We start from the raw sequence: 13,743 nt of genomic DNA on the forward strand, positions 1-13,743 counted from the left end.
GATGTTGGGCGAGGATACTTCCAACACCCCTCCATCCCAATACGTCCCGCTGCTGAATTCCGTGTTGAAGTTGTTGCGGAAGGTCAACTGCGCACTGGCCGAGCTCACGATGATGTTGCGCGACACAAGATACTTGTCCGTCACCCCGTTCTGGTCGTCGACAAAGGCGTTGTTCGGCGGCGTGTCCGAGACGCTGGTCACCGTGATCCACTTCACCCCGTTATCCGGCGGATCACCCTGATTGGTCGCTGTCCAGCCTGCCGGCAGAGCCGGTGCCGTCACGCCATCGAAGCTCTCCACGCACGGAGGCGCCGGGGTCGGCGTAGCCGTGGGCACTGGAGTTGGTGTCGGTGTGGTCGGGCCAGGAGTCGGTGTCGGTGTGGTCGGGCCAGGAGTTGGTGTCGGTGTGGTCGGGCCAGGAGTCGGTGTCGGACCGGGTGTCGGCCCAGGCGCCGCGTTGCGGTCATACACTTCAACCATGCCGATCCCAGTGGTGTTACCCAGTCCGGCCAGCAACGCTGTGTAGGCATCCGGCGGCAAGGTCGCGGCGATCGCTGACTCCTTCGTATTGGTCGGGGCCAATCCGGCCGCGGTGATCAGCGCCGCTTGCGCCGCGTTATCCTGCCAATCGTTGTTTGAGATCAGCAGCGCTCCATTGGCATCGCGCAGTTCGAGGGTTGGGTTGGCCAGCGCCGGATTAACTCCAAAGGCTGCCAGGCTTGGTCCCAGACCGCGGATGATGACATTTCCATCGCCGTTGTTGCTTCCCAGCATGAAGCCCGCGATGACGATATTGCCACCCGTGCTAACAAAGGCGCGCGTGCTGATATTGGCCAGCTTCGCGCTAGTTCCCTGACTGATGTCGTAGACTTCGAAGAGCGCCACTCCCGTGGTGTTGTTCTTGCCCCGCACAATCCCGGTGTAGCTTCCCGGCATCAGGGTGGCGTCAATGGCCGACTCGAGGTCGTCAGTTGGCGGAAGGCCCGTAGCCGCAATCGCAGCCTCCTGGGTATCTCTCCAGTTGTCGTTGATCACCGTGGTGAAGCCACTTGGTCCGTGCAATTCCAGAGTTGGATTCGCCATCGCATTCGGAATGCCGAACCGTGTCAGCGATGGCCCAAGGGCCCGGAGCAGCACATGCTTGGCCCCGCTTCCGGTTATGATAAACCCACCAATGCCGACGCTATCGCCAGTCTGGACCAGCATTCTCGTCGAGAGATTGACGGCCTGTGAGGCTGCGCCGCTCGGAGTCGGTGTGGCGGTTGCGGACGGCACAGGTGTTGTCGTTGGGGATGGCCCAGGGGTGCCCGTTCCGGTCGCTGTCGCAGTCGGAGTCGGTGGCGGTACCGTCGCCGTCGCCGTCGGCGTTGCCGTCATTACCGGTGTGGCCGTTGGAGTCGGTGTCGGGCAAGCCTGACTCAATTTCAGGTTCGCCGCGGTCACACTTCCTGTATCAACGGCGGCGCCGTCGCGAATCGTCAGCGTCCACGTTCCGTTGATCTGCGCTGTGGTCAGCCCGCCAAACGTCGTGTTGAGCGAGGTCACCGGTGGCGGATTAGTCTGCCCGGTGGCTCCGGCCTGCGTCGTCCGGTAATCTCCCACCGTTATTGCGCAGGTGTCTCCGCACGCTGCCGCTGTCCCCACTGTCCAGATATTCATTCCAGCCGCGGCATCGGTGAAGTTATACAACCCGGCGTAGTTGGAGCTGTCGCCAAACGAGCCCGCGCTGGTTACTCCGATCCGGCTCACTGTCACCAGGCTCGATGTGCCTCCGGGCGAAGTCAGGATCATGTCCAGGTCACCCACGAAGCTGTGGGTCAGAGTCAGGTCCACTGCGACCGCGGTCAGCGGAGCAGTCCGGCCCGAAACCGCGAAGCTGATCACCAGCGGTGTCGTGAAGACGGGCGGCGTTCCACTGCCTCCATCCGGAATCGCTCCCACCCCGGTCCCCGCGAAGCTGAACGGCGTGCATCCAGGTGTCGGAGTCGGTGTAGCGGTCGGCGTGACGGATGGTCCAGGTGTTCCGGTCGCAGTCGGTGTCGGGCTTCCACCACCACACGGTATTCCTGAGGCTGTCACGGTGTAGCCTGGGCAAGCCCCGGCGGCACCGGCCGTGACTGCGTTAACCACAACCACCACCGTCTGGCCAGCGGGCAGGGTAAAGGAGAAGCTCTTCGGGTTTGTCGTCGCGTCCTGGCTGGCGCCAATATCGGCCAGATAATTCGTGCCGAGGCTGTTCGGATCAAAGCTGTTCAGATAAGCCGACGCGTGAATGAAAGGAGTTCCCTGACAAGCCGTATCGACAGTTATCGTTACGCATTGAGCTGACGCAGTCGTGTTCACGAACGGGATCGTGTCAAAAAAGAATGGACCGGTTCCACTGGGTCCTGGGAATGCATGTGGCGCCGCACAGGTGCTCGGAGGATCAGCGCGGAAGAGTCGCGCAGCCTCAGTTTGATCACCGGAGGCGAGACTTCCCATGACCGTGCAACTACCTCCCGGTGTGCCGGTAGGAGTTGCGGTCGCGGTCGCTGTTGGCGTCGTCGACGGTCCAGGCGTTCCCGTAGCAGTTGGGCTCGGTGTCACGCACGGTCCTGCCAGCGACAAAGTCCATCCACCTGCGATGGTCCCTGAGTCGCCACCCACAAAGTCCACCACATACAGGTTCCACGTCCCGTTGGGATTGGTCCCCGCGAAGGTCGAGGCGAAGGTCGCGGTCCCTCCGGCTACCGGTCCCGGCGTGTTGTAGGCCGTTCCAGGTCCAGGCGCAGGGAAGCTGTCTCCCGTGAAATAGGAGGTCGGTAGATACGTTCCCGGTCCCCACGCGGTCGTGCCCGGTAGGTTGGTCGCGCCCGTATCGCTCAAGGTGTAGGTCACATTCACCATGTCCGGATCGTCTCCGGCCCCGTCCTGAATGAGGAGCGCCGCGCCGGTAGGTCCGACCAGCACGATTCCCACGTCATCGGGGAAGGTGTGGCTAAAGCCATTGATCGTTACCTGCACACTTCCCGCTGTCGCCGGGATCGTGCCCAGGCCTGCAACCGTGACGCTCGATGGATAAGGCGTAGCCGTGGAGGCGTCATTAATTACGATGGGCGTCGCGTTCGTAAAGGTAGTAAGACCGCCGGAACAAGGTGTGGCGGTCGCCGTCGGCGACGCAGACGGTCCAGGTGTTCCCGTCGCCGTTGCCGTCGCCGTAGCTGTCGCGGTTGGCGTCGGTGTCGCGCCTCCTTGAACTTCCACGGAACCTTTTTCGCAAGCAGCCGCCACGGGACGCACAAACGCTGCTCCGCGTTGATCCCGGTTGATCGGCGAGCCGCAGTCGTTCGTTCCATTTGGGATTGTATTTAGAACAAGGCTTCCTCCCCCGGGAAGATGGGTAAGAGTCGGGCCGCCGTTGTTGGCCAACGCCCCGAGAGCGGGATCGCCCGCGATAACGTCATTGGCCATCGGGACGAAGGTGCCGCCGGTTGGATTCTCGATGTGATTGTAATTCTGCGAAGTGATGGTGCCGGAAATATCGGGACCCGCGCCGGCCGTGTTATCGGCCACGATCGTGTTCTTGATGTTGATAGTGCCCGCCGTGGAGCGGAAAAGACCGCCGCCGGCTGTGGTCGCAGTATTGTTATCAACCGTGACGAAATTAAGGTTCGCGGCAATCACCCCGGCCGTGGGCTGTTCGACAAAAAGACCGCCACCGTTGCCCGTAGCAGCGTTACCGCTGAGCGTGCTGTTGGTCACATTGAGCGTAATTGGCGAAGTCAGGGTCGAGAGGGTGTTCGAGAGAGCAATGCCGCCGCCATTAGTCGCTCCTGTATTGTTGGAGATCGTGCTGTTCAGAATATTCACGGTTAACTGCCCGCCATTCGCTGTGGCATTAATTCCGGAGCCAACGCTATTTCCCACGTTGCCGTTCATGGTAACGGTGTCGAGGGTAGCCGTCAGAGTGGCCGCGACGGTAGTGACGGTGAAGAATTGAATCCCCTGTCCTTGATGGGCGCCGCCGCCCGCGACATTGCCCGAATTGGTATTAAAGGTGCAGTTTGTCGCGCTAAAGGTAGCCGCCCCGACCGCCGATAAGGCACGGACGCCGTTTCCATTACTGCCACTCGTGCCCGAGCCGATATTGCTGTCAAAGGCGGTGTTATTGGCAACGACGTTGAAAACATTTTCCAGGTAAAGACCGGCGCCAAAACCAAACCCGCCTGCCTGGCTGGTGGCGCTGTTCCCGTTAATGCTGCTGTTGGTGAAAGTGAGGGTCGCGGCCACGATTGAGTCAATACCGCCGCCGAACACACTGCCGCCGCTCACCCGGACATTGGAGTTAGCCGTGACGGTCGTGTTGGTCAGGGTCAGGGCAGGACCGGCATTATGAATACCGGCGCCAATCGAGTTGCCAGACGTGGAATTCAGCTGGTTATCCCGAACGATACAATTGTTCAGGGTAAGGGTGCCGAGGTTTTCAATACCCGCGCCACGCGTATTTGCAGCCATGACGCCGGTAAATCTCCCGTTCCGAATAGTGCAATTATTGATGATAACCGTGCCGGAACGGATATTGAGGACGCGTTCGGTCGCGGCCCCCGCAGCAACATTGGCCTGCAAAATCGTCGTGGCAGCAGACACGCCGTTGATCGTGATATTGCTCGCGATGTCCCAGTCGCCGCCGGCGTTAGCGTCTTCGTTCGCCGCCACCAGGGTCTGCGTATACGGCACAGCGCCCAAGGTGATGATGTCGTCCCCCGCCAGGGCGTTTGCTTCCATGAGGGCGGCGCGAAACGAACATTGGGCGCTCGAATCGGCGCACGTTCCATCGCCGGGGTTCACGTCCACGGTGTCGTTTGTGGTATTCACCACGAACGTCGCGCCAGGCACTCTCGGCTGCGGAGGCTGCGCCGCCGCCTCCAGAGCGGCTTGATTCAGCATCGCCGCCTCTTCTGGGGAGATCGCGGACTCCATGGCCTCAATCGCTTGGCTGGATTGGGCGACCTGAAGCTCCGGTTTGGTCACGCTCTTGACCGGGCTGTCGGGCCGCGCAAGCGCGAACAACGCCAGGAAAAGGGCTGTGGAAAAAACACCAAAGCCGAACAAGACGCGAAGAGTAAAAAAGGCTGATTTAGAGGCGGGTTTCTTTTTCATTATTTTCCTCGATGTAGATTGCGTGATTGGCTCCAAGGAGAGATTCCTGGCCTGATGCCATCGACCTCACCTTTGGCAGCGTTTGTCCGTTTTAGAGATCGGACACAAATGCGGCAAGATTAATTTTTCGTTGGCGTAAAAATTTTTTTACAAATCTTTTGGCGGAAAATCCTGACGTTCGATGGCCGGCTCACGCGCGAGGCACGCGCGACGAGACCAAATCGGCGCACTCTCGGGCGCTCAGCGCGAGAAGGCATTCACCGCCGCGGCCGCGCGACGTCCTTACCTGAGGTCGTACAATTCGACCAGGCCGATGCCGATGTTGCCGTTCTTTCCGGCCAGGATCGCAGTGAAAGCGCCTGGCGGCAGCGAGGTGAAGATGCCCGACTCTTTCGGATCTGAGAGACCGAGGCCGGCAGCGGTCAGTTGCGCGGCGGAAACCGGATCGCTCAGCCAATCGTCGTTCGCGACGAGAGTTGTCCCATTACTATCGTGCAATTCCAGGGTGGGATCGGCCAAGACGGGACTGAGCCCGAATTGAGCGAGCGAGGGACCAATGCCTCGCAAGACCACTCGCGTGTTGTTCGGGTTCCCGCCCAAAATAAACCCGCCGATCATCACGTTGTTGCCGGTCTGGACGAAACCGCGAGTGCTGATATTGGACAGTTGAGAATCTGCGGCCTGGTTATTGTCGTAAATTTCCACCAGGCCCACGCCGGTAGTCTGGCCCTTCCCGACGAGGATGGCCGTGTAGGCGCCCGGGGGGAGGGTCGCCACGATCACGGCCTCGCGATCGTCACCCGGTTGGAAGACGCTGCCCTCGATCTGGCCTCGTTGCGGGCTGTCTTTCCAATTGTCGTTAGACGTGATCAACGACCCGTCAGCCCCGCGCAATTCCAAAACGGGATCATTGAGCACCGTGCCGGGAGGAATGCCGGCGTTCGCCAGAGACGGTCCCATTCCCCGCAGGATAACGGGCTTCCCTGTATTTCCGTGGATGATGAACCCGCCAATCATGACCAGGTCGCCGGTCTCCACCCGAAGCCGGGTTGAGATGTTAAGGGGCTGAACCGGTATCGCCGTCGGTGACGGCGTCGCGGTTGGTGAAGCGGTCGGATTCGGGGTCGGCGTTGAAGTCGCGGTGGGATTTGGTGTCGGCGTCGGTGTAAGCGGTGCCGGTGTCGGGGTCGGTGTTGCCGGTGTTGGAGTTGGTGTAGTCGGTGTCGGAGTTGGCGTAGCTGGTGTCGGAGTCGGGGTAGCCGGGGTCGGCGTCGGTGTTGCGGGTGTCGGAGTTGGCGTAGCTGGTGTCGGAGTCGGTGTCGCTGGCGTCGGCGTCGGTGTTGCCGGAGTCGGAGTTGGTGTAGCCGGAGTTGGAGTTGGCGTAGCTGGTGTCGGAGTCGGGGTAGCCGGAGTCGGCGTCGGTGTTGCCGGTGTTGGAGTCGGTGTCGCCGGCGTTGGCGTCGGCGTGGGAGTGGCGGTCGGCGTCGGCGTTGCTGGTGTTGCGGTTGGAGTAGCGGTTGGCGTCGGGGTGGGCGTTGCGGTTGGCGTCGCAGTCGGAGTGGCGGTCGGCGTCGGGGTTGGCGTTGCGGTTGGTGTCGCAGTTGGAGTGGCGGTCGGCGTCGGGGTGGGTGTTGCGGTTGGCGTCGCAGTTGGAGTGGCGGTCGGCGTCGGGGTGGGGGTTGCCGTTGGTGTCGCAGTGGGAGTCGCGGTTGGCGTCGCAGTCGGAGTGGCGGTCGGCGTCGGGGCGGGAGTTGCCGTTGGTGTCGCAGTGGGAGTCGCGGTCGGCGTCGGGGTGGGAGTTGCCGGCGTCGGGGTCGCGGTTGCCGTCGGGGTCGGTGTCGCGGTTGGAGTGGCTGTTGGAGTAGCGGTCGGTGTTGCCGTCGGAGTTGGCGTAGGCGTGGGAGTCGGGGTTCCACCCGCGATACAAGTTGGGAACTTGAATGAGCCTATTCGCGTTCGCCAATTGGCCGCATCGGCTTGCGCCTGGGTATCGTAGTACTGCGACGTGAACCAGAAGGTGCAATCATCGGAAGGATCCACGCTGAGCGAAGAATAATCGCCCCAGCGATGGCAGGCGGCGCCGCCACAATTGAAGAGCTGCGAGCCGCCGCCGGCCACCAGCTGTGTCTCGGTCTGCGGCAGGGTATTGAGCGGATCGCCCACCAGTCTTCCGGCGTAGGCAATGCTCGGAAAATTCGGGGCAGTCGCGTTCGATGTGCTGTAGCCCATGGCCATGTTGCCGTCCTTGTCCACGGCGAGGCCACCCATCCAGCGAAACAAAGTCGCGTCCGGCGCGTGGATTCCTTGCTGAACCGGAGTCGTGACGATCGTCCCGCCGGTTACGTTGATCTGGGCCCATTGCGGCGCGGTGGGAGCGCCGGTCGGCCGGACGGTGTGGACCACCCAAAGTGATTCCGCGGCGCCGACCTTGCGATACTGCACCTTTTGCATAATGCGATCGCCCAGGCTGTCGAGATTGTGAGCCGAGCCCGCGTCGTTTGGTTGCGTGACTATGTTAGTGCCAGGGGTCGGACCCGAGGCATGGGTGACCGTAGTGCCCGCGCTCATCGACCCGCCGCCCCCACAGTTCGCGCCCGGGGTAAACTTTCTGACTGAAAAAGCGGTGGTCGAGGAATTCGTAACGAAATAGGCCGGGGTCCCCGCCGCCGGTAACTGGCCGGGCTGTTTCCCCAATAAATCGGCCGGAAACAAAGAGAATGGCCCGTTCGCAGTGAAGCCCACGGAGGAAGTGAGGGCTTGCCCATTGTACATATTATTCTTGTTGAACGAGGCAAAGATATTGCCGACGTAGGTGCCGGTGGCCCCGCTGAAGCCGTTGGCTCCCATATATAAACAGCCGTCGTTCCAGCTCCCAAACTTGCCGTAGTCCGGCAGCGTGTTGGCGGGAACTACTCCCGTGTCCATCTGCACCGCATAAAGCCACCAACCGCCGGTAACCGGGTTGGAGGTTTTCGATGCCGCGAAGCATTGATACAGAGGGGGATTCCAGAGCCCGGTGGCCCCGTTGGCGACAAAAGCGAAGTTGGTCAGGATCCAGCGGTCCGCGATCTCGTCGTAAATTACGACGGGATCACCGAATGAATTGGTGTCGCAGAGGGTCCCGGTGGGGCCTCCCGAGAAAAGTGAATTCTCGGTGAACGCCGCCAAACGGGCGCCGGTGGCTTTGTCGTAGATGGCGTAAGCGTCGTTGACCGATTGGATGTAATGGTTCGGCCCGACGTCGCCGTTCGTATCCGGCGGAAACCCGGCCCCGGCGGTCCCGCCGGTGACGCTGTCCAATCTCGACAAGCCGAAAAAGTTTTGGATCGGCGCAGGCATCGGCGCCATGAGAATCGGGCCGAGAGGCGGCTTGGCCTCGGCTTTGTTCGGAACTCCGACTGGCGTCTCCGGGTATTTTAGCTCCTCCTCAAAATCAATCTCCCGTTGCGCAAAATTTATCTTAACCGGAGGCAGATTGCGGACGTCTCCATCGAACGACGCCGGCATGATTTTCGGGAGGGCGACCGTCCTGGCCGCCCCGACGACTCGATTGTCGTCCTTGCTCGCCGCGCCCGCTTGTGGCGCCAGGCTCCAGGCGAAGAAAATTACCGAGATGGAAACGAAAGCGAAAGCGAGGGCGAACCTAAAGCGCAGCATGGAAAGCGATCTCCTTAATCGAATCTGGAAAAGTGTCTAGGATATTTGCCCATTGATTTGGAATGCGGGAGACAGACCACCGGAGCGGGAATGATGCCGGTATGAAATTTTTTTGACGGCTTTGTCAAGAAACGGGCCGGCAGCTCCCGCGACGCTGCAAGACTTGCCTCGAAGCGCGAAGGTTGGGACGCGGAGCTAGTCGGTTCTCGTCCTACGGACATGTCGCACTGGTGAAGACGAGTGTGTCGACACGCCATCCCGGCGCCGCCGTGAACAGATCCGTCCCCATCCGCCAGCGCAGCGTGATGGTTTGTCCGTTCACGTTCGGTCCCAGGTTTGCCACCGTGGTGATGTATCCAGCCGAATTGCCGCTCCAGGCCAACCGTCCCGCCAGCGGGTTGCTCGCGGTGGTGTCAATCTCTCCAGTATAACCTCCGGAGGCAAAGCTTCCCCCAACCGCGGGATCGGTGATGTCGGTGAAGGCGCCCCCATTGATATTAGGCGAGGACACCTCCAGCACTCCTCCATCCCAGAACACCCCGCTGCTCATCTCTGTGTTGAAGTTGTTGCGGAAAGTCAGCTGCGCACTGGCTGAGCTCACCACGATGCTGCGCGAGATCAGATACTTGTCACTCACTCCGTTCTGGTCGTCGACAAAGGCGTCGTTAGGCGCCGTGTCGGGAACCGTTGCCACGGTCTTCCACTTGACCCCGTTATCCGGCGGAGCGCCTTGATTGCTCGCTGTCCAGCCCGGCGGCAGCGCCGGCGCCGTCACTCCATCGAAATTCTGGGTGCATTGCACGCCCGGATCCGGTGTGGGCGTAGGCGTGGCAACAGGAGTCGGTGTCGGCGTGGCTGTGGGAACAGGCGTCGGTGTAACCGAGGGCGTGGCAGTCGGAACAGGAGTCGGTGTGACCGAGGGCGTGGCCGTCGGAGCAGGCGTAGGCGTGGGTGAGACCGTGGAACAGGACGCGCCGATGACGACGAGCGTGTCGATGCGCCATCCCGGCGCCGCCACGAAAATATCCGACCCCATCCGCCAGCGCAGCTTGATGGTTTGTCCATTCATGTTCTGTCCCAGGTTTGCCACCGTGGTGATGTATCCAGCCGAATTGCCGCTCCAGGCCAACCGTCCCGCCAGCGGGTTGCTCGCCGTGACGTCAATCTCTCCAGTGTAACCTCCGGAGGCAAAGCTCCCCCCAACCGCGGGATCGATGATGTCGGTGAAGGCGCCCCCATTGATATTAGGCGAGGACACCTCCAGCACTCCTCCATCCCAGAACACCCCGCTGCTCATCTCCGTGTTGAAGCTGTTGCGGAAAGTCAGCTGCGGACCGGCGGAGCCCACCACGATGCTGGTCGAGATCAGATATTTGTCGCTCACTCCGTTCTGGTCGTCGACAAAGGCATCATTAGGCGCCGTGTCCGGCACGCTCGCCGTGGTTATCCACTTGATCCCGTTATCCGGCGGATCGCCTTGATTACTCGCTGTCCAGCCCGGCGGCAGCGCCGGGGCGGTAACTCCATCGAAATTCTGGGTGCATTGTAGGCCCGGATCCGGTGTAGGTGTGGGAGGAGGAGTCGGGGTAGGAACGGGCGTCGCCGTGGGAACAGGGGTGGCAGTGGCTGTGGCGGTGGGCATTGGGGTCGCCGTTGCCGTTGCCATTGCGGTGGCTGTCGCAGTCGCGGTAGCTGTGGGAACAGGAGTCGAGGTGGGAGCGGGAGTTGGTGTAGCCGAACCCCCCGGCGTCGGTGTCGGTGTCGCGGTCGGAGTTGGCGTCGGCGCGGGCGCCGCGTTGCGGTCATACACTTCGATGATGCCGATTCCAGTCGTGTTCCCGAATCCTGCCAGCAACGCGGTGTAGGCGTCCGGCGGCAGCGACACGGCGATGGCCGCCTCTTTCGCGTTGCTCGGCGCCAATCCAGCTGCACTTATCTCCGCTGCCTGGGCCGCGTTATCCTGCCAATCGTTATCCGAAATCAGCAGCGCTCCATTGGCGTTGCGAACCTCAAGGGTTGGATCAGCCAGCACGGGAGACAAGCCAAATGGGCTCAAGCTTGGTCCCAGCCCACGGACGATAATATCCCCATCGCCACCGCTGTTGCCGAGCGTGAATCCGGCGATCACAATATTGTTGCCGGTGCTAACAAAGGCGCGCGTGCTGATGTTCCCCAGCTTCGAGATAATTCCCTGACTGATGTCATAGACTTCAACGAGGCCGACGCCCGTGCCGTTGTTCTTGCCCCGGATGATTGCGGTATAGCTTCCCGGCACCAGATTTGCCTCGATGAGTGATTCGAGGTCGTTGGTGGGCCGCAGCACAAAGGGGGGATTCTGGGTATCTCTCCAGTTGTCATTGATAACCGTCGTAAATCCGCTCGGCCCATGCAGCTCGAGGATGGGATCCGCCAGCACGTCCGTGAGGCCGAACTGGGTCAGGGAGGGGCCGATCGCCCGAAGGATAACATGCTTGTTGCCTCCCGTGATAATGAAGCCGCCGATGCCGACGTTATCACCGGTCTGGACCCGCATTCTGGTCGAGAGATTAATGTTCTGTGAGGGTGCGCCGCTCGGAGTCAAAGTCGCTGTGACTGCTTCCCGCGATTCAGCCGCGGTGTTGGCTATCCCGACCCCAGCGATTAGAAATACGAGCGGAACCGCGCTCAGAAAAAGGAACCACTTCCGGTTCGACAACGATCGGTAGATTCGTTTCATGGTGTGCGCTTGGGGAAGGATGGGGTTGCGAGCGAATTTGCCGCGACGTGCGGGCCGGATGGCATTTTTATTGAGACCGCGGATTGGTGTCGAGGATATTTCGTGATAACGGGGAAATGTTAGATTCGCCGATGAACAAGATTAATTGCTTCGCGGCGAGCGTCGTCGGGTTGGGCATTTTTTGCTCTGTCGCGCTCGCGGAACCGACGCCTTCGCCGGCGGCACGCAGCGGCCTCGAAGGCGTCATCGTTATCTCTCCTGCGCGTCCCGGCCCGACCAGAGAAGGCGGTTCCGACTCCGCTCCGCTCGCGCACACCACTTTCATCGTGCAGAAGGCAGACGCGACGATCGCCTCCTTCACCACAGACGAGAAAGGCGCCTTTCGCGTTTCACTGCCGCCCGGCCATTACACCGTCTCCGTGAACTCGCCCGCCCGGAAAATCGGGCACTATGGTCCATTCGAGGTCGACGTTGTCGAGGGCCAGATGACGAAGGTGAACTGGACCTGCGACTCCGGTATGCGCTGACGCCGGGACGTCCCGCACCAAAATCAGGCCGCGGCCGCTTCGTTTCCGGAGGCCGCGCGGTAAAGCGCTTCCTCGATCACGCGGTAAAATTCCGCGATGTCCAGGGGCTTGGTGAGATAAGCACGGGCGCCGGAAGAGAGGAGACGTTTGATCTGCGGAGCGGTCGCATCGGCGCTGATGACAATGACGGGAATGTCCCGCGTGACCGGATCGGCTTTCAACTGGCCAAGCACCTGCCAACCGGGCAGGTCGGGCAAATGAAGGTCGAGCAGCACCAGGTCGGGTGAATGTTTACGCGCCAGCTCGAGACCGACCCGGCCTTGCATGGCGGTGATCAGTTCGATGTTCGGACGTTCCGCGAGCATTTGCTCGACGAGCGTGACGTTCGAGAAATTGTCTTCAATATAGAGAACGCGCCGCCCCGCATCAGGAGCAGGGTCTTCGGCGGCCACCGCGATTTTCTGGGCGGCAAGTTTCTGGAAAGGAGATTCAGCCTGGGGAAGTTCCAGCCAGAAAGTGCTGCCGTTGCCCAGCGTGCTGTTCACGCCGATGCAGCCATGCATTGCCTGGACGAGACGCTGACAAAGGGCGAGGCCAAGGCCAGTGCCTTCGACGGTGGATTGCTCCGCGCCGAGGCGATCGAACGGCGTAAAAAGCCGCGCTAATTTTTCCACCGGAATGCCGGCGCCTGTATCCCGGACCTGGACCCGAATCGAATTCCGACCGGATTCCGTGAAGGACAGAGTGACGCTGCCTTGCACCGCTGTGTATTTGACGGCGTTGGAGAGCAAATTCAGCAGCACTTGTTTGAGCCGTTGGCGATCGGCCAGGACATAGGTGGAGGTTTCCAGCGAAGACGAGGCGATGAGGCCAATGGCCCGTTCCGCGGCCAGCGGGCGCATGAGATCGACGGCTTCCGCGATCGCTTCCTCCACGCAGACCGGCTCCAGCGACAACTGCAAATTGCCCGCTTCGATCCGGCTGATGTCGAGGACTTCATTGATCAGGTTCAGGAGATGCCGGCCCGCGCTCAGGATGTAGCGAACGCGGCTTCGCTGGATTTCGCTGGACGATTGCCGGTCGAGCAATTGGCTGAAACCAAGGATCGAATTGAGCGGAGTCCGCAGCTCATGACTCATCCGGGAAAGGAATTCGCTCTTGGCGTGGTTGGCCCGGTCGGCTTCTTCTTTCGCCTGACGCAAAGCGGCTTCCGTCGCTTTTCGCTCGGAGATGTCTTCGACCATCAACAGAAAATGCTGCGGCTCGCCTTTTTCGTCGCGAACGATGCTGGCGGTGCGGCTAACCCAGAGGATTTCGCCGTTTTTGTGGACGTATCGCTTATCGCCGGTGGAGCGAGTCATTCCACCCAACAGGGTTTGGGCCAGCTGTCGGCCCGTCTCGATGTCGTCGACAAAGGTAATGTCCTCGGCCGTGCGCTGCGCCAGCTCCTCCTTGGAATAGCCAACCATGTTGCAGAAAGAGGCGTTGACCCGCAGAAAGCGCTCATCGAGCGCGAGCAACGCCATCCCAATGGGGGCGCCTTCGAACAATTCGCGGAAAATCGCGTCTCCGGGTGCCAGATCCTGGGTGCCGGTAGAATCGGATTCGGGGAGGGGGCCTAATGAAGTCATTCAGATGGAGAAGCCGTTTACGTGTGGAATGATTTTGTCCGCCTTTTGTTTAGCAAGCGGCGTTCCATAGCCG

Annotated in this window: 5 protein-coding genes; 1 reads left to right on the top strand and 4 read right to left on the bottom strand. The window is 61.1% G+C overall.

Going from position 1 to position 13,743, the window contains the following annotated elements:
- From VJU77_15225 to VJU77_15235, 3 genes are all read right to left on the bottom strand, one after another.
- Window positions 1–5,139 (bottom strand): choice-of-anchor Q domain-containing protein (locus VJU77_15225; protein ID HKP04703.1); only part of this gene is annotated, 5,139 nt, incomplete at its 3' end.
- A 282-nt stretch (window positions 5,140–5,421) separates the two neighbouring features.
- Entirely contained in the window at window positions 5,422–8,796 is a 3,375-nt protein-coding gene (locus tag VJU77_15230) for a hypothetical protein (GenBank protein ID HKP04704.1), read from the bottom strand.
- A 211-nt stretch (window positions 8,797–9,007) separates the two neighbouring features.
- Window positions 9,008–11,512 carry a hypothetical protein gene (locus VJU77_15235; GenBank protein HKP04705.1) on the bottom strand — a complete coding sequence of 835 codons (2,505 nt, stop codon included), beginning with the start codon at window positions 11,510–11,512 and terminating at the stop codon, window positions 9,008–9,010.
- A 131-nt stretch (window positions 11,513–11,643) separates the two neighbouring features.
- On the opposite strand from VJU77_15235, the gene VJU77_15240 reads away from it, so the two are divergent.
- The gene (locus VJU77_15240; GenBank protein HKP04706.1) at window positions 11,644–12,039 is read left to right on the top strand and encodes a carboxypeptidase-like regulatory domain-containing protein; all 396 of its coding nucleotides are present in this window, start codon (window positions 11,644–11,646) and stop codon (window positions 12,037–12,039) included.
- 23 nt (window positions 12,040–12,062) lie between these two features.
- Here VJU77_15240 and VJU77_15245 read toward each other — a convergent pair whose 3' ends face one another.
- Window positions 12,063–13,670 carry an ATP-binding protein gene (locus VJU77_15245; GenBank protein ID HKP04707.1) on the bottom strand — a complete coding sequence of 536 codons (1,608 nt, stop codon included), beginning with the start codon at window positions 13,668–13,670 and terminating at the stop codon, window positions 12,063–12,065.
- Between the last annotated feature and the right edge of the window lie 73 nt (window positions 13,671–13,743).

This window comes from Chthoniobacterales bacterium, assembly GCA_035274845.1.
GTDB lineage: Bacteria > Verrucomicrobiota > Verrucomicrobiia > Chthoniobacterales > UBA10450 > AV80.